General features: G+C 51.4%; 17 protein-coding genes. All 17 read right to left on the reverse strand.

Annotated elements, in window-relative coordinates:
• Positions 1 to 14: 14 nt before the first annotated feature.
• Positions 15 to 1,130: a phosphotransferase gene (locus tag ACSPJT_RS08885; RefSeq protein ID WP_435896022.1), complete on the reverse strand. Its 1,116-nt coding sequence runs from the start codon at positions 1,128 to 1,130 to the stop codon at positions 15 to 17.
• A 15-nt stretch (positions 1,131 to 1,145) separates the two neighbouring features.
• Complete coding sequence (locus ACSPJT_RS08890; protein WP_435896023.1) at positions 1,146 to 2,417, reverse strand: hypothetical protein; 1,272 nt, start codon at positions 2,415 to 2,417, stop codon at positions 1,146 to 1,148.
• A gap of 43 nt (positions 2,418 to 2,460) precedes the next feature.
• Complete coding sequence (locus ACSPJT_RS08895) at positions 2,461 to 3,294, reverse strand: NAD-dependent epimerase/dehydratase family protein (RefSeq protein WP_435896024.1); 834 nt, start codon at positions 3,292 to 3,294, stop codon at positions 2,461 to 2,463.
• A 14-nt stretch (positions 3,295 to 3,308) separates the two neighbouring features.
• Positions 3,309 to 3,869, reverse strand: coding sequence for a dTDP-4-dehydrorhamnose 3,5-epimerase (gene rfbC, locus ACSPJT_RS08900; protein ID WP_435896025.1), 561 nt, complete (start codon positions 3,867 to 3,869; stop codon positions 3,309 to 3,311).
• Positions 3,870 to 3,882: 13 nt separating this feature from the next.
• Positions 3,883 to 5,421: a lipopolysaccharide biosynthesis protein RfbH gene (rfbH, locus tag ACSPJT_RS08905; protein ID WP_435896026.1), complete on the reverse strand. Its 1,539-nt coding sequence runs from the start codon at positions 5,419 to 5,421 to the stop codon at positions 3,883 to 3,885.
• A gap of 40 nt (positions 5,422 to 5,461) precedes the next feature.
• Entirely contained in the window at positions 5,462 to 6,574 is a 1,113-nt protein-coding gene (gene rfbG / locus ACSPJT_RS08910; protein ID WP_435896027.1) for a CDP-glucose 4,6-dehydratase, read from the reverse strand.
• A 97-nt stretch (positions 6,575 to 6,671) separates the two neighbouring features.
• The gene (gene rfbF, locus ACSPJT_RS08915; RefSeq protein ID WP_435896028.1) at positions 6,672 to 7,445 is read right to left on the reverse strand and encodes a glucose-1-phosphate cytidylyltransferase; all 774 of its coding nucleotides are present in this window, start codon (positions 7,443 to 7,445) and stop codon (positions 6,672 to 6,674) included.
• A gap of 18 nt (positions 7,446 to 7,463) precedes the next feature.
• Positions 7,464 to 8,306 (reverse strand): hypothetical protein, encoded by an 843-nt coding sequence (locus tag ACSPJT_RS08920; protein WP_435896029.1) that lies wholly within the window; start codon positions 8,304 to 8,306, stop codon positions 7,464 to 7,466.
• Positions 8,307 to 8,416: 110 nt separating this feature from the next.
• Positions 8,417 to 9,823, reverse strand: coding sequence for an MBOAT family O-acyltransferase (locus tag ACSPJT_RS08925; protein WP_435896030.1), 1,407 nt, complete (start codon positions 9,821 to 9,823; stop codon positions 8,417 to 8,419).
• A gap of 15 nt (positions 9,824 to 9,838) precedes the next feature.
• The gene (locus tag ACSPJT_RS08930; RefSeq protein ID WP_435896031.1) at positions 9,839 to 10,684 is read right to left on the reverse strand and encodes a WecB/TagA/CpsF family glycosyltransferase; all 846 of its coding nucleotides are present in this window, start codon (positions 10,682 to 10,684) and stop codon (positions 9,839 to 9,841) included.
• Between the two features lie 54 nt (positions 10,685 to 10,738).
• Complete coding sequence (locus ACSPJT_RS08935; RefSeq protein WP_435896032.1) at positions 10,739 to 11,818, reverse strand: adenylyltransferase/cytidyltransferase family protein; 1,080 nt, start codon at positions 11,816 to 11,818, stop codon at positions 10,739 to 10,741.
• A 74-nt stretch (positions 11,819 to 11,892) separates the two neighbouring features.
• Positions 11,893 to 12,213, reverse strand: a complete 321-nt coding sequence (locus tag ACSPJT_RS08940) for a four helix bundle protein (RefSeq protein ID WP_435896033.1) — start codon at positions 12,211 to 12,213, stop codon at positions 11,893 to 11,895.
• Positions 12,214 to 12,255: 42 nt separating this feature from the next.
• Positions 12,256 to 13,200: a GDP-L-fucose synthase family protein gene (locus ACSPJT_RS08945; RefSeq protein ID WP_435896034.1), complete on the reverse strand. Its 945-nt coding sequence runs from the start codon at positions 13,198 to 13,200 to the stop codon at positions 12,256 to 12,258.
• A 55-nt stretch (positions 13,201 to 13,255) separates the two neighbouring features.
• Positions 13,256 to 14,374: a GDP-mannose 4,6-dehydratase gene (gene gmd / locus ACSPJT_RS08950; RefSeq protein WP_435896035.1), complete on the reverse strand. Its 1,119-nt coding sequence runs from the start codon at positions 14,372 to 14,374 to the stop codon at positions 13,256 to 13,258.
• A 24-nt stretch (positions 14,375 to 14,398) separates the two neighbouring features.
• Complete coding sequence (locus ACSPJT_RS08955) at positions 14,399 to 15,331, reverse strand: UDP-glucuronic acid decarboxylase family protein (RefSeq protein ID WP_435896036.1); 933 nt, start codon at positions 15,329 to 15,331, stop codon at positions 14,399 to 14,401.
• A gap of 23 nt (positions 15,332 to 15,354) precedes the next feature.
• On the reverse strand, positions 15,355 to 16,740 hold the full coding sequence (locus ACSPJT_RS08960) for a UDP-glucose 6-dehydrogenase (protein WP_435896037.1): 1,386 nt from the start codon (positions 16,738 to 16,740) through the stop codon (positions 15,355 to 15,357).
• A 17-nt stretch (positions 16,741 to 16,757) separates the two neighbouring features.
• Positions 16,758 to 17,864 (reverse strand): DegT/DnrJ/EryC1/StrS family aminotransferase, encoded by a 1,107-nt coding sequence (locus tag ACSPJT_RS08965; RefSeq protein WP_435896038.1) that lies wholly within the window; start codon positions 17,862 to 17,864, stop codon positions 16,758 to 16,760.
• Between the last annotated feature and the right edge of the window lie 64 nt (positions 17,865 to 17,928).

Below are 17,928 nucleotides of genomic sequence, written 5' to 3' on the forward strand. Positions count from 1 at the left end.
GGAATTAAAACCGTTTACCGGTGAAGTAGAGAATGGAAGTTGTGAAGAAAGCGAAAATTGCGCGGATCGTCACCATTGTCGATGGCGCTCATCGAGTAGAATGCAAATCTTTTGGCGAGATAGACGCGTGTCCACTGCGGATCGAAGCCAGGGAATGCGTCGTGCTGGTTTAATCCCATACGGTGAATCCCCCGCTTGAGATGGCTTTGCAGCGATTGCTCCGTTGGTACCTTGGCCTGAGTAAGGAGGGGGAAAAGGGAGTAATGTAAAAAATCCTGCCATGGTAGATCTAGGCCGGCCCATTCCCAGTCGAAGACGAAGCGACCATGAAGATTCCATGGGATAAAATCTCCGTGGCTTAGGTGGTGCGGAAGGGGGCGAGATCTGAATACTTTCGCAATGGATTCGTTTTCACATTTCAGTGAGTCCGCCCATTCAGAGTTTCCCTGCTTTGCGAGCGCTACGTGTGCACTTTGAATGATCGCTGCTGCCGGGGAAAGCTCCCATGGGATTTCCTGCCGGGAAAGTCCGGCGAGTTGGAGTAAAATATCACGTACGGATTGTTCAGGATCATTTCCATGACTTTCCGGAGCGGTTGATTGGAGGGAAATTTGCTGATCGTGTTTCAGGACCTTCGGGAAAAAGGTTTCATTGGGAAGTCGCTCTCCCAGCTCGACCAATGTGTTGACCTCATTGGCGATTGATTGCGTTGCCCGTGTTGTTCTGGGGATTTTCGCGTATCCCAAGATTTTCCCGGATTCGCTCTGGCACTGAATGGTGTCTTTCGCAAAAACGCTGGGTGTCCCCAAGTAAACGGCCTTGTGGACAGTTGGTGCCGATGTCGCATCGCGCAGCCAGTCGTCGATACGCGAATTGGAACCGGGTGCTGCTACGTCTGTTTTTGTTCGGATTGTTTTTTTGAATCGGAGCGCGGCTGAGAAGGCGAGTCTCTGCAGCCGACCGTTTACCAGACGGCTTGCGTTTGCCCAAGAGACCGGATTAGTGGGTATGAGGAAACGGGCGCTGCCACGACGAGAAAGAAGCCACCAGCCTTCCGATGATGAGCAAACATCGTACTCGGCGCCAAGCCATGACAGAACTTTTCGGGCTTCGGGATAATCGATCGGCATCTGGTGACCTGGTGTTTAAGGATTAACAGGTTGCGCCAATCCGTCGGGGCGCATGGTTTTTCGGAAAACCAGAACCATGATGACTGCCGATCCAGCCGTTGAAATGACGCCACCGGCGGCGGCTCCAGTCAAACCGTAGACTGCCATCAGGGGAATTCCCGCAAGAAGCGAGAGCAGAGAGGAGCATAGGTAGCCCTTGAAAGCTTCTTTGGGTTTTTCCATGGCTCGGAGTCCGGTCGCCAGCACAAGGACACCGGCACCAAGTATGGTTTGGATCCCCAGCAGAAGGAGAACGTGGGTGGGAAGCGGTATGGCATCGTCATAAAGAAGTCCGGCGAGCAGTGAGCCGGCGATTGCGAGTAGTGCCGTCCAGAGCGCGGGGGCGATCATGAACGCAAGCGCAAGTTTCGTCACCTTGCTCTGGAAGACGGGCAGTTCTCGGGAACGGACTAGAAAAGGAAGAAGCAGAGGTCCTGCCGCAGCGAGAACTTGTTGAACGGGAAGAACGAGGTTGAAGGCCGCTCTGTATTCACCGGAAGCTTCCACCCCACCCCAGACGGGAAGAATGAGCATCGCGAGATTTCCCGGAATCCATCCAACAATGCCGGTGAGTAGAGCCCATTTGCCGTAAGTCCAGTGTTCGCTCCTTATTTCGCGTGAGGACGTGGTGGTAGCTGAAGTGAGTTTCTCCGGTTTAGAAAGTTTGAACTGTATCCACGCACCGGAGAGAGCGGCGCAGGCGCCCATTGCCATAAGGGCGGTGAGTACTGTGAGAGAACCTGATATCCGTAGAATGGAGGTGGATCCGAGAAGTAATATTAGGTAAATCGCCCCGCTTTCCGCTGCAATACGGGGCAACCCTGCAGGGTAACACGCCCGCCTCAAGAGCCATGGATAGAGTAATGGGCCTGTAAGAAATGCCAGTAGTAAAATGGGTTCCCTAGATGGAGTCCCCCAATAGAAAAAGGAAGATAGTAATGCGATGGCAGCGCTACCAAGCCAAGCCGCCGTCCAGTGGATTTTGAGAAGATTGCGTAAATACCCCAGAGTCCCGTCTTTGAACCGGCCCGAACAGAAAACCATCATTGGTTCCGTCAGCAGACTCGTGTGAATGATCGCTACAAAAAGAAATACCGTGAAAGCAATACCAAAAGCTCCATAGGCCTCTACGCCCAGCCATCGGGCCAGCATGATGTTCAGCGCGAAATTGGATGCTGCGAAAAAGCCCTGATCCAATATGGCCCAGAATGACTGGTTGATCCATTTCCGGGGAAGTCTGATGGCCATCGGCTGATGCTGTGGGTGCGCCGGTGCGGGCGGAGAGATGTGTTCAAACTACGGGAACAAAGCGCATGACTTCGTTGGCACGCATCGGGACGGCACCTGGAAGCAACTTTCCGGTGGCACCCAGATTGTGCCATTCGGCCTTTGCAAATTCGATGAGTGAGCGAGGATTTCCGCTGCCGAGGTTTTCAATGACAGGCTCGCCCGGTCTGAGATCCTTTCTCTCGAGTGCTTTGACAAAGCCGGCGGCAACTTCGGTGACGTTTATGAAATCCCTCACCTGCAATCCGGGTGACATGGGGAAGTCCTCGCCAGCGAGTGCAGCCTTGCGCAGGGACGGCCAGAAACGGGTCTCAAGTTCACCCTCTCCGAAGACTTGAAAAATGCGCAGGATGAGGAGTTCGAGCTTTTCCTCGCAAGCAAGCGAGTGGAATGCAACGGAGGCGGCGGCTTTTGACGCGGGGTAACTGGAAACCGGTTCCAGTCCGGCATCCGGTGGGATGAATTCATGGCGTTCCCCACTACGTCCGTATTCAAAGCAGGATCCGGCGACGACGAACCGTTTCAGACCGGCTCCCGATGCGGCGCGGAACATGGCGAGTGGTGCCAGGACATTTTGGCGGATGCAATTTTCGAGCGTGTCGTAAGGGACGTTCGCAGAGTGTGCCGCGAGATGGACGAGGACTTCACAGCCTGTAAAGTCAGCTGGAGCGAGGCTGTCGATGGACTTGTCCAGCCATTGTGGCTCCCGGCAGAGAGGAATCCTTGATCGTGATTCCGGTGCGCGACGGTGCGCGACTATCTCATGCCCCGCCTCGTGAGCCTGATTGATAAAGTGAGAGCCGATGAATCCGGTTCCCCCGGTGAGAAAAATTTTCATTGGAAAGACCCAGATTATTCAGCCTCGGCGATGCGGAATGGCGATTTGAAATCGGAGAACTGTGGGTGATCGATGTCCCTTCCGGAAATGACCGGCTCCGTTTCACCTGTCGGCCATTCGTAGCCGAAGCTGTTCCATAGAATTCCCGCGTCCGCCTCAAGGGCGTGAACGGCATCGGTTTTATAGACGAGACAGGAATTTTCCTCCATGCTCAAGAAACCGTGGGCGAAACCGACCGGTATATGAACGATGTGGCGATTCGCTGCAGACAGCTCGAAAGAGCTGCTTTTTCCATAAGTTGGCGAACCTTTTCGAAGATCGAGAAGCACATCGAGGACGCGCCCTGTGATGCAATAGACCAGTTTCTGATGGGCGTGCGGTGGGAGCTGGAAATGCATCCCGCGCAGGACACCTGCTTGGGAGGTGGAGAAGAATTCCTCTTTCACATCCATTGAAATCCCGTGCTCGGCGAGTTGTCCTTCGTGGAAGGGCTTTACGAAATTTCCACGCTCGTCTTCAAACACGAAGGGTTTGAGGATTTTTACGCCGGGGAGTGGTTCATCGATCAGGGTCATGGGCGGGCGGGATTCAAGCGGCTTTGGAAGCAGCAAAGTCGCGGATGACTTTCACCATGTAATCGATCATCTCCGGGGTGAGGCCGGGATAAGTTCCGAGGAACATCGTCTGGTTCATGATCCTGTCCGCACCCGGCAGTTCCCCGGATACCCTCATCCCCTCCGGCTTGTCACGGCGGAGCTGGACGAAGGCCGGCTGGCGGACGAGGTTACCGCCAAAGAGCATGCGGTTGCCTATTTTTTTATCGTCAAGTTCCTTGGCGAGCTCCGTGCGTGAAAACGGAGCGTCTTCTTTGATCGTGATTTTGAAACCGAACCATGAGCAGTCGGATTTGCAGCCGGTCTCATCCCATTTGAAATCGGAGGAAAAATTGTTATCGGCATCGCTGGGAACCCATTCGGTGGCATGGGTGGGTAGAGCGAAATCGATTACATGCTCCAGGCCATGAAGGCCACGGCGGAGGCGTTCCCAGTTTTGTTTCCGGGCCTCGATGAAATCCGGCAAGCGGCGGATCTGAACGCGCCCGATGGCTGCCTGCGGATCGAGGGGTTTCAGATTAAAGCCAAGATGACTGTAGATGTATTTGTGATCGTAACCCTCGGGAAGCTCCCCGAGCTGCCACATGAAACGCTTGCCGCAGGTATCGTCTTTACCGGAAGGGCACCAGCAATCGCGTCCCCAGTCGCGGAAACTTTCCGCGTAGGTTTTCAGCGGCGGACGGCGGACGATGTTAACAGCTCCTCCTTCACCCATGGTGAGGTGATGGGGAGGGTAAAATGACTGGGTAGAAATGTCCCCGAAGCTACCAGTGGGTGCTGTAAGGAAATCGTCGGCAATGCGGATGATATCGTGCTCACCCTTTTCAGCTATTTTGATAAGGTGATCGAGACCCAGCTCCTTCGCTTTTTCAAGAGGCAAGGTGTAGGTGCAGCCGAGCGCGTCGCAGTTGTCCTCGATCAGCCAGAGATCATGTTTTTTGCAGAACTCTAGAACGGTGATTAGCTCGAACGGGTTCCCCAATGCGTGGGCCATCATCACCGCCTTGGTTTTTCCGGGAGAAAATGCGGCTTCCAGCAATGCACAATCGGCGTTTCCAGTGAGGGGCTTGGCATCAATGAATACCGGCACCGCTCCGCACTGGATGATGGGGGAGACGGTAGTGGGGAAACCTGCGGCGACAGTTATGACCTCGTCACCTGGCCGGATGCGTTTGTGCTCCGGAAGTTTGTGAGTGGTCAGTGCCGAGAAAGCGACAAGATTCGCAGAGGAGCCGGAATTGACGAGAAGCGAGTGCTTCACACCCATGAAGGCGGCTAATTCCTTCTCCATGGCCTCACCTTCGGATCCAAGAGTGAGCCAGAAGTCCAAGGTGGCGGAAACCGCTGCCTCGACCTCGTCCTCCATGAACACGCGTCCGGCGTAAGGAATGGTCTGGCCGGGCGAAAACGGCGCGTGATCAGGATCATTTCCGGGGCGGTTGGCGGTGTGGGTAAGTCGGCTAAATTCTCTTGTTAACCGGAGAATCTCAGTTTTTGTTTCAGATGCTGTCATAGAAAAAGTAAAAGTAATAAGAACAAAATAATCGGTCTGTCTATCGGGAGTCAGCCCAAGCCAACCCAGAGGCATCCCGAGTGTAGTTGGAAATATCAAGCTGGGTCAATTTCCTTGCTGCTGCCGGGGAATCAGCTCCGAGATACCACTCTGCTGTGTATTTAACCGTCTGCGAAAAATCCCAGACAGGCTGCCATTGCAGTAGGTGAAACGCTTTATCGATCGCAAGATTCAGCTTAGAAGCCTCGTGAGGTGCATCCGGTTCTGAAGCATCAATCCACTCACCACCCGTATGCTTAATAAACTCTCTGACTAAGTCCGATACAGGCTTGTTAGACGGCAAGCTAGGACCAAAATTGAACCCTCCAGCCAACGCAGAAGCATTCTGAAAGGATAATACTGATGGCTCGCTTAGGGCTGCGCCGAGCCAGAGATAGCCTGAGAGGGGCTCCAAGACGTGTTGCCAAGGACGGGTGGCTGTTTTGTTCCGAACCGTAATCGGCTTACCCTCCCCAATTGCGCGTATGCAATCTGGAATAATTCTGTCCGCCGCCCAGTCACCCCCGCCAATCACATTCCCTGCGCGCCCAGACGCAATTCTTACTGGGCCTTCCGCACTGGAAAAATATGAATCACGATAGGAGGCAATGGCAATCTCGGCCGCACCTTTACTTGCGCTATAAGGATCGTGTCCGCCCATGGCGTCCTGTTCACGATAGCTGCTAAGCCACTCTCTGTTTTGGTAACATTTGTCGGTAGTTACCATCACAACTGAACAGTCATGGTTTGAAAGTCTCAGCGCTTCCATGAGGTGGATACTCCCCATGACGTTGGTAGCAAATGTCTCAACTGGTATGGCATATGACAATCTGACCAACGGCTGCGCAGCTAAATGAAAAACAAAATCAGGTTTTAAATCCGCCACTAGTTTAGTCAGGCATTGCAAGTCAGACAAGTCTGCACGAACATCCTTATGTAACCTCGACGCCAGGTCGAGTTGGCAGAACAGATCAGTGTCCGCCAATGGGTCTAGAGCATATCCAGTGACCTCGGCATCAAGTCCCAGTAACCACTCACAGAGCCAACTCCCTTTAAAGCCGGTGTGACCAGTGACTAAAACTTTTTTTCCTGCGTAAATTGAATGGAATGGCATCTAACTAATACTTTACTAACATCTCCAAATTAAAGCGGAATATTCCACTATCACGACAACTGCAGAACTGAACAAAAAGTTTTGTTCATCAGTTCAATCACCATGTTTTCCACGGCGCTTTGCCTGTCACCCACATTTCTTCAAGCTGCAACTTATCACGTAGCGTGTCCATGGGGCGCCAGAAACCACGATGTTTGTAGGCTGACAATTGTTTATCGGAGGCAAGCCCTTCAAGCGGACCACGCTCCCATACGGTAGCATCTCCGTGTTTGATGCGTTTTAGGACCGATGGTTCGAGAACAAAGAAGCCACCATTGATCCAGGCTCCATCACCCTCGGGCTTTTCTTGAAATTGATCAACACCTTGATCATCGTTGATGGCCAAAGCACCGTAGCGCCCCGGAGGCTGAACAGCAGTCAGAGTTCCTTCTCTACCACTTGCTCTATGGTGCGCAATGAGTGCTGTGATATCAATATCACCCACCCCATCGCCATATGTGAAACAGAAAGTTTCTCCATCGAGGTAATCGGCCACACGGGCCAATCGGCCACCGGTCATCGTCGCTTCACCTGTATCCACAACCGTGATGTTCCAAGGTTCCGCTTTTTTCCGATGAACCTCCATTGTATTGGATGACATATTGAAAGTGACATCTGACATATGCAGGAAGTAATTCGCGAAATACTCTTTGATTATATACCCCTTATAACCTGCGCAGATGATAAAATCATTGATGCCATGATCACTGTAGATTTTCAAAATGTGCCAGAGGATCGGCATTCCACCAATTTCTACCATGGGTTTCGGTTTCAGCGACGTTTCTTCACTCAACCTGGTGCCTAGCCCACCTGCTAGTATAACTGCTTTCATATCTTGTTTTTCTTATGCTTAATTTCGATTTGATAGAAAATTTTGAAGTGCCTCACCAAGCTCAAGAGATCTTATTTTTGCACCTTCAGTCGTCAGATGATTACTGGTATCGGCAAAATACTCACCTTCCGTGGAGACGCCCATATGAGGTTCGCGAATGACTGGAATATATTCTTCGATTTCTTGGAGTAGTCGCTTGTTAGATCGCTTGCTCTCCTCAGATATTTCCTCAACAGTCCACGTCCAAGGCAAACTGTAAACAATTGTCACCTTTTTCTTAGCCGCTAAATCTCTACATTTCACGAGCAAATCGATACCATCCTGACTTAGGGTATTCTTATCAATTACCTGATTCGCTTTTTTCCACTCATTTTCATAGAACGTTTCCATTCTGCCTCTCTCGCGAAAGTCGTCCATGGTATAGCGATACCCTTTTCTACCCAATAGTTTTTTTCCAACCGTTCTAAATAAGAAACTACTTCCTGGTCTTAAGTGAACAGCCTCATCTTTGAGCACAGCGTTTGCACCGAACCACTTTTTTTCTTCGCTAGCTTGCTCCGATGATGCGAGAGAAACGCCTAATCTTTTCACCTCCGCCGCATTCGGTTGTGTTAGCATCACGGGCTCCAACATGAGAACCACAAGATCGCCCGCTGATGCAGTTTCAAATACTTTAGCACATATATATGGGGCACCCATCGGCACAGCACCACCCATATTGTAAGATGCCATTCCTGTTTGCTGTTCGACTACTTCAGGTGCGATGGAAAACACACATGTCGAACCTCCAGAAAACAATATCAAAGGCTTACCGGGTGTTTCCGCCCGTAGGCGTGTTACCTCCCCAACTTTGCGGTCCATGCATGAGCGCCAAAAATTGTATTCCGGATTTCCAGATACCACGAGCCAACGGGAAATTAAAAAGCCCAGCCCCACAGCAATCACTACATAAGTAAGTCTCCGCATCTCTACTAAAAGTTAAAGTAGATAAATGGTGACTGGCTAACAGGAGCCAAGATTACCGTAAGGAAAGCACAAGCTAGGACGGCTGGACTCGTGCGCAGATAATTATAGGGCTCGGGTCTTTTTAGAGACAAACCTTCAAGCAACATTACTGCAAAAACTATCGCCATAATACCTGCGAAATTAGCAATGTCCGCAGCCTTATGGAAAAACCCGAACATAGTTTCCCTAATTCCGAACGTATAGGATTGGTAGTCTATCAAGGTCGACACCTTCAGGCTCAATTTTTCAAAATCCGTCTCGTAGAAAAACAACCATGCAAACATCACAAAAGCCGTCGTGATACCCCAGCATAAAACCTTCGGCACCCGCCAAGGAAATTTCATGGAACAAGCAAGCAGACCCAGACCGTGCAGTGCTCCCCACAAAATGAAGTTCCACCCAGCTCCGTGCCAAACACCTGAAACCACGAAAGTAGCCAGCAATGCCAGCATCCAGAATCTGGTGCGATTTCCACCCAGAGGGAAATAGACATAATCTCTCAACCAGAAGCTCAATGATATGTGCCAGCGACGCCAGAATGCACGGAGGCTGGTGGACCAATACGGGCTAAGAAAGTTCAACGTTAGATCGACACCAAACAAGCTCGCCAGACCAAGTGCTATGAAACTGTAGCCAGCGAAGTCAAAGTAAATACGGAATGTGAAGCAGATGATTTCGAGAATGATCTGATAGGCATTGTTTACATCCACAGATGCAGCCCCCATTATCAAGGCAATGTTATCAGCAAGCGCAATTTTATAGAACATTCCCAGAACTATCCATGATACAGCGCTTTCCACTCGGCTCTTTTTTATCCGAAACTTCAGGTCTCTAGCTTGTGGCAAGAAGGTAGAACGTCTCTCGATGGGGCCGGCGACAATTTGCGGAAAAAATGAGGCAAAGGTCAGATAGTCTATAAACTTGGGAACTGATTTTTGGTCCTTGAAGCTGTCCAGACAGAAGCTCATCGTCTGGAAGGTGTAGAACGAAAGCCCCATCGGAATCAGAGCAATGGGAACCGCTACACCCAGCTGGAGAACTTCGTTGGCAACAAACCCCCAATACTTAAAAAACAGCAACGGCGTGATTTGACAGATCAATCCAACCACACAAACAACCCGCTTCACCCAGCCGGAGGCTGTGCCCACACTCAGCATCACACAAAACCAGCCACATAAAACCACCCACAAAAAAACCACCATGGTTAGCAGGCTTTCTGATGCCAGCAGAAAGAGTGAAGTCAGCAGAAAACAAATTTTCCCTGCCACCGGCAGCAGCGACGGCTTTATCAACCGTATGACTAACAGCACTACCCCTGAGCACGCGAGTGCCAGAAACAGGCAATACCAGAAATGGAGAGAGGCGAAATTCATTTCATCGCACCATATTCAACTGCGAAAACTGTACCAGAGGAACAAGCTGTTGTTCACGAAGTAGCGTTTGAATAATCTCCGTGGCTCTCTGCACAATCGGTAGAACCATTCGATTCCGAACTTCTGGATCCAGGCGGGGGCTTGTTTGACTTCGCCGGCGTGGAAGGCGAAGGCGGCTCCGATGCCGAAGTAGACGGCGGGTGGAAGTTTGTCTTTGTGTTTGGCGATCCAGGCTTCCTGCTTCGGACATCCGAGACCTACCCAGATCAAGTTGGCTCCTGAGTCTTTGATTTTTTGGCAGATGCGATCGAATTCGTCCTCGGGCCATTCACCAAATGGCGGAGAGTATGCTCCGGCGATATTCGTCGTTGGGTAGTCGTTTGAGAAACGGTCTTGGAGTTTATCCAGAGTGCTTTGTTTTCCACCGAAAAGAAAATGTTTCAATTCAGGATTCCCAGCAGTGGCCTCGATTGTTTTCAACATCAAGGTTGGGCCGTAGACGCGGTCTGTTAGTTTATCCTGTTCAGCCAATTGACGGTTCACCGACCAGACTAGTGGCATGCCGTCTGGCGTGATGAGATCGAATTTTGCCATGACCTGGCCAAAGTCATCATTGTGGCGGGCGTGGGCGGCTACGTGGGTGTTGGCTGCTTCGACCGCGTAAGCCCTGTCTCCCTTTTTTGCGGCAGCTTTAATCCAATCAATGGCACCGGCATAATCGATCACCGCTACGGGCAGGCCGATGACAGGTATCGTCGTCACCAAGGGGAGACCGGTGGAGTCGGGAAATGTCGTGGATCCTGAAACAGCTGAGGACACATGGGATTCGTGCATGGCTGACGCTTTGGTTTGATCGTTCATGCTGCCCTCCTATTTCCTGACTACCCAGTTTCAGTTTTGGAGTTTAGCTCTCCCTCACCTGCAATAGGGTTCTACGGCTCGGAGGTCTGGAGTTTGCTCTACGGCGTCGTCTCTTGATGCCTTGGATTCGAAGAGGTATACCGCATAACCTCCGTGACCACCACCGCAGTATTTACGGGCTAACGAGCCTTCGATTTCGGGGAGCGGAGTCATGCCTTCCTCAAGTTGCACACTATGATAGACCTGCATTCCTTCGGCCAACTGCTGCAAGCATTCGTCAAGGATACCCTGACGGGCGAGTTTACCGGAGGCTTCGATCTTTTCGTAATCGCGCTCGTCATCGGCGAAGCCAGGGGTGTCGTGTTCTGAGCCAGTCCACAGAATCGCGAGTTTGCCTGCAAGTATGTCGCCGTTTCGTTTAAAATCCAACACCGGACGTGGGCCGCTGCGCCAGACACAGAGGCCTGTCTCACGAATCACGGCAGGGTCTTGCCAGCCGACTCCTAAATCTAGTTCAGACTCGACACCGTCTTCTCCATTCAGCAGCGCCCATGCTCCGCTGCCACCTAGTCCGGCGCGCTTTTCGTAATTCCAATCGCGCAAACTGACTAACGGAGAAATAGCACAGTTTACAACAAAAGCGCCCTCGCGGGCATGGCGTGGAACGTCTAACCACCCTCCGGCGAAGTCGACTCGCAGCGGCGATTCTGTCGGTGCCTTGACCCACTTAACGATACCGGATGTGGAAATGGGATCGAACTTTGGAGGTGTCTTCGGCAGCACACGGTAGGTAGCTCCAGTTTGCTCACAGAGGTTACGTTTGATAACTTCGTATTGATCATCTTCGGTGACAGCGAGAACGTGGGGCTTTGCTTCCAAGAAGTAAGTTTTGAAATCGAGACCTAAATCGTGGTCGGTGCCGATGATCACCTCGTCGACCATTCGCAAACCTTCGAGCACGGCCTTCTTATGTTCGTCTGGGATGGATGAGCGGCGTTGTTTGTGATGCCAAAGTACGTCCTCCGAGGCAAAGCTAACTGTTAGATGATCACCTAGTGCCCGTGCTTCTTCAAAAAATTGCAGGTGGCCTGCATGGATAATATCGTAGCAGCCGGAGATGAAGATTCGTTTCATGGGTTTATGGAGAGATCAGACAGCAGACGGTAGACAGCAGATTAGATGGTGGCTCTGATGGAACGTATTAAGCCTTAGATCATAGCTGAGATTTCTTGAGTTTCTGTCACAATGGAAGCTGTGGTTTCTTTCGAAATAAGACCCAGTTTGCCGGCAATGTAGGCTTGTGTCCTTAACTCCGCTGAGGATCCGGAGGCTATATGAAGAAAACGAATGAACTCCTTTGGAGATCCCCTATCTGCCCCCTCGGCAATGTTGGAAGGGATTGAAAGCGACGACCTTATCATCTGATCTCGAAAGGCATAATCCTTAGAGTTTTTGAATGCCAGATAGGTGTCATGAGACAACTGACATGCGCGTTTCCAAACATCCAGCTTTTCAAAATGATTAGTCATCTCAGAGACTGCTGTCTGTTGTCTTGTGACTGGCTTCTACGTTCACTTTGCCCGAAGTTGACCGCTTTTCTCCTCAGCTAAGAAACATTGGTAGGCGCTGGCGAGGCCGCGTTCGAGGGTGGTTTCGGGTTTCCAGTTGAGGCTGAGGAGGATGGTGTTGTCCATCAGCTTGCGTGGTGTGCCGTCAGGTTTGCTGGGATCGGTTTCAATGGGGCCTTGGAAGCCGGTGGTTGTTGCGACCGCTTGGGCGAGTTCCAGAATGGTGATGTCGTCACCGTAGCCGACGTTGACCCAGTCGGGTGGATTTTCCAATGCCATGAGGTGGAAACAGGCATCGGCTAGATCTTCGACGTAAAGGAACTCGCGGCGAGGTGTGCCACTGCCCCAAATGGTAACAGTTTCCGCGCCCGACTCCTTTGCCTCATGAAATCTGCGTATCATTGCGGGGATGACGTGGGAGTTCTCCGGGTGGTAGTTATCCCCAGGTCCGTAGAGATTCGTTGGCATCGCGGAGTGGTATTTGACTCCGTATTGCTGGCGGTAGTATTGGCAGAGTTTAAGCCCAGAGATCTTGGCAACGGCGTAGGCTTCGTTGGTAGGCTCGAGTTCTGATGTTAGAAGGCAGTTCTCGGGCATCGGCTGGGGTGCCAGCTTGGGATAGATGCAGGAGCTACCAAGGAAGAGTAGCTCCCTAACACCTGCCTGATAGGACCCCTCCACCGCATTTGCGGCGATCATCAGATTCTTATAGATGAATTCGGCAGGGTAAGTGCTGTTAGCATGAATGCCACCGACTTTGGCAGCGGCGACGATCACTTGATCTGGCTTGTGCTCTGCTAAATAGCTGTGGGTATCGGCTTGATTGGTAAGATCGAGATCCTTGCTCGATGGCTGGAGGATGTCTTGGTAGCCGCGTTTTTCAGCAGCACGCACAAGGGCGGAGCCGACCATACCACCGGATCCGAGGATGAGTAGACGGGAATTCATTCAGGTGGAACTTGCGGCTATCGCCAGTTGTTTGATCGTGACCGAGTCGGTCACCTTACTCCTTAGCGACCGACACATCGTAGCCGTGCAACTTCAGGAGGGCGTGGCGTTTGGCGTGGTTGAGATCGTGGGCAACCATTTCGGCACACATTTCTTCAACGGTAATTTCTGGGGTCCAGCCAAGTTTTTCTTTTGCCTTTGAGGGGTCGCCTAACAGAGTTTCCACCTCGGCAGGACGGAAGTAGCGTGGGTCAACTCTGACGATGACATCACCTACTTTCACCCCTGGGGTCTTTTCCGCATCAGCGACGGATTCCACCTTGGCGGTTTCTTCGAGACCTTCACCTGAAAACTCGAGTTCGATGCCTGCTTCCTTGGCGGAAAGAGCGACAAAATCACGGACTGAAATCTGTTTCCCAGTCGCGATGACGAAGTCGTCTGCTTTGTCCTGCTGGAGCATCATCCACTGCATGCGTACGTAGTCCTTGGCATGTCCCCAGTCGCGCAGAGCATCCATGTTTCCAAGGTATAGACATTTCTCCACACCCTGTGAAATGTTAGCGATGGCACGGGTAATTTTCCGGGTGACGAAGGTTTCGCCACGGCGTGGTGATTCGTGGTTAAACAAGATACCATTGCAGGCATACATGCCGTAGGACTCGCGGTAGTTCACCGTGATCCAGTAGGCATACATCTTGGCGACGGCGTATGGTGAGCGTGGGTAGAATGGAGTGGTTTCCTTCTGGGGGATTTCCTGAACCTCGCCGTAGAGCTCGGAGGTGGAGGCTTGGTAGAAACGCGTTTTTTTCTCCAGGCCGAGGAATCGAATCGCCTCTAACAATCTCAATGTTCCCATGGCATCCACATCAGCCGTGTATTCGGGTGACTCGAACGATACTGCCACGTGCGACTGAGCGCCGAGGTTATAAACCTCATCGGGCTGGATCTGGCTGATCAGACGCGTCAAGTTAGATGTGTCCGTTAGATCACCATAATGCAGGTGGAAACGGGCATTTTCAACGTGAGGATCTTGGTAGATATGGTCGACCCGCTCGGTATTGAATGATGATGAGCGGCGCTTGATGCCGTGAACCTCGTAGCCTTTTTCGAGAAGGAATTCAGCAAGGTAAGAGCCGTCTTGGCCCGTAATTCCAGTGATGAGAGCTTTTTTCATGGATAGAATGGGTATTTACACGATTCAGACGACAGTTTTGAAATAGGAGATAGTCCGATCCAAGCCACTATCGAGACCGATCGTAGGTTGCCAATCGAGATGTTTTTTGGCCAACGTGATATCGGGCTGGCGCTGTTTAGGATCATCCCCCGGAAGATCCTGAAAAACGAGCTTTGTGCTATTGCCGACCTTCGCAATCACCTTCTCGGCGAGCTCTAACATGGTGAACTCACCGGGGTTTCCTATATTGATGGGGCCAGTGACTTCATCCTGATCCATCAGGCGGACAAATCCTTCGATCAGGTCATCGACGTAGCAGAATGAACGGGTCTGTTGACCGTCTCCGTAGATAGTGATGTCTTCACCACGGAGGGCCTGGCAGATGAAATTGGAAACCACTCGACCATCATCCGGATTCATGCGGGGACCGTAGGTGTTGAAAATTCTAACAATACGGATATCGACACCGTTTTGACGGTGATAATCCATGAACAGAGTTTCTGCGGCTCGCTTGCCCTCATCATAACAAGAACGAATTCCAATCGGGTTCACATTTCCCCAGTAAGATTCCGGTTGCGGATGCACTGCGGGATCACCGTAGACTTCCGAAGTGGATGCCTGGAAGACGCGGGCATTGCAACGCTTGGCCAAGCCGAGACAATTGATCGCTCCCATGACCGAGGTCTTGATCGTTTTGATCGCGTTGTATTGATAGTGCGGAGGTGATGCTGGACACGCCAAGTTATAAATTTGGTCGACCTCCACCTTGAATGGATCGATCACATCGTGACGCATCATTTCGAACCTTGGGTTGTCCATCAAATGGGCAACGTTTTTCTTGAAGCCTGTGAAATAGTTATCCAGACAGACGACTTCATTGCCCTCATTGAGCAAGCGCTCGCAGAGATGGGACCCCAAGAACCCCGCTCCTCCGGTGATTAAAATGCGTTTTGACATGATAAAATTTTTAAGTGTTAGAATTAGCCTTTACCAATGGCGTAAACATCAAAGCCTTGGTCCCGAAGACCGTCATGATCGAGGATATCTCGACCATCGAACAGGAAGGCTGGCTTGAACATGTTTTCGTATACCTTGCTGAAGTCAGCCTCCTTAAATTCATCCCACTCAGTGAGCACGGCTACTCCATGTGATTGATCGGCCGCTTCCTCGCATGAGTTGCAGACGGTGAATTGTTGATCGATCGTTTCTTGGGGAACACCCACGTAGCGCAGGTCGGCGTGCATCAGAGACTCGGGCACCTGCGGATCATAGACGGCAATGTTGGCACCCTCCATCAGGAGGTCTCGGCAGATGTAGATACTGGCTGATTCACGCGTATCGTTGGTGTCTTTTTTGAAAGCAAATCCCCAGATGGCAATGCGTTTTCCACGAACGGTATTGAAGAGTGTTTTCACGATCTTCGTGGAGAAGCGTTCTTTCTGCCAATCGTTCATCTTCACCACACTTTCCCAATAAGCAGAAACCTCGGGTAAGCCGAAATGCTCGCAGAGATAGACAAGGTTGAGAATATCCTTCTGGAAACATGAGCCACCAAAGCCGACTGATGCTTTGAGGAACTTAGGTCCAATCCGTGAATCAGTACCAATTGCACGAGCAACCTCGTCAATGTCCGCACCGGTTGCTTCACAGAGAGCGGAGATGGAATTGATCGATGAAATACGTTGCGCCAGGAAAGCATTGGCCACCAGCTTGGACAGCTCGGATGACCAGAGGTTGGTTGTCAGGATTCTTTCGCGCGGAATCCACTGGTTATAGACACTGACCAAGGCTTCGACAGCGGCATCTCCTTTAGGATTTCTCTCACCACCGATCAAAATCCGATCAGGGTTCTGTAAATCTGAAATGGCTGTTCCTTCGGCGAGGAACTCAGGGTTCGACAAGACCTGAAACTCTCCATCTCCGGAGTTCGCGCTCAAGATCGTGCGCATCGCTTCGGCGGTGCGAACAGGGATGGTGCTCTTTTCCACGATGATCTTCGGGCCTTTGGCGACCTTGGCGATCATGCGTGCTGCGCCTTCGATGTAACACAGGTCCGCTGCGCGCCCTGCACCCATTCCATAGGTTTTTGTGGGGGTTCCGACAGCGACAAAAATAATGTCCGCATCCACAATGTGCTCTTCAACATCAGTGGAGAAAAACAGATTTTTTCCACGCGCCTCACTAACAATTTCGTAAAGCCCAGGCTCATAGACAGGAAGCTCTTCCGAGTTCCATCCTGCAATTCTTTCTGCGTTCAGGTCGACGACATCGACTCTGATATCTGGGCACTTCGAGGCGATCATCGCCATCGTAGGTCCACCGACATAGCCGGCGCCGATACAACAAATTTTGGTGGGTGATTTCATGTAATTCTATTTTCTAACTAAAATGATTTCAGAGCGGCGATGACAGCATCTTGCTGCTCTGTTTCCAACTCCGGATAAACTGGAATGCTCAGAACTTCACCGGCCAACTGGTCGGTGACACTGAGTGAAGTGCGTGAGTCAGATGACAGATGAGCGAAACACTGCTGATGGTGCATTGGCACGGGGTAGTAAACCTCACAGCCAATGTTATTGCTCATCAGATGCTCCTTCAGGGCATCGCGACGTCCGTCTTTCACTCTCAAAGTAAATTGGTTCCAAATATGCGTGTAACCCTCCTGCTCGATGGGCAATACGAATGACTGAACATCCGCCAAACGCTCCTTGTAGTAGGCGGCATTCTCCTGACGTTGGCGGGTGTAATCGGCGTAGTGATTGAATTTCACCCGAAGCAAGGCGGCCTGCAGGGCATCGAGGCGGAAATTCCCCCCTACCATCTGATGATAGTAGCGCGGGTGCATCCCATGATTGCGTAGTTTGATGGCGACCTCAGCCAGATCATCGTTTTGAGTCACTACCAACCCGCCATCGCCGAGTCCTCCGAGGTTTTTCGAAGGGAAAAAGCTGTAGGTTCCGAAGTCACTCATCGCGCCACAGGATTTACCGTGATATTGGGCTCCGAGCGATTGGGCCGTGTCCTCGATGACTTTCAACCCGTGCTTTTCTGCAAAGGCATTGCAGACATCCATGTCAACCGACTGACCGAAGAGATGCACTGGGATGATGGCTTTTGTTTTATCCGAAATACACTCCTCGGCGGATGCGAAATCGATGTTGAATGTGTCCGGGTGACAGTCGCAGAACACGGGCGTGGCTCCGGTGCGGGCGATGCAGCCGGCGGTGGCAAAGAAGGTAAAACTCGGGCAGATAACCTCGTCGCCAGGACCAATGCCAAGTGCCATCAAAGCTAACAAGATCGCATCCGTTCCTGATGACACTCCTATCGCATGTTTGGCTCCGACAAATTCGGCCAACTCGGCTTCGAACGCCTCCACCTCCTCGCCCATAATAAATCGTCCGGTTTCCAGCACTCGGTCAAAGGCTTCGCGCAGTTCACCGGCAATCGGGTGGTTCTGCGCATTCACGTCAAGTAATGGCACGTTCATGATAGTTCAGTACAATAGGAGTTAGAGACAGGAAGCAATGCAATGTCCTGCTGATAGAAGTGTC

This window comes from Oceaniferula spumae (assembly GCF_042849255.1).
GTDB classification, from domain to species: domain Bacteria; phylum Verrucomicrobiota; class Verrucomicrobiia; order Verrucomicrobiales; family Akkermansiaceae; genus Oceaniferula; species Oceaniferula spumae.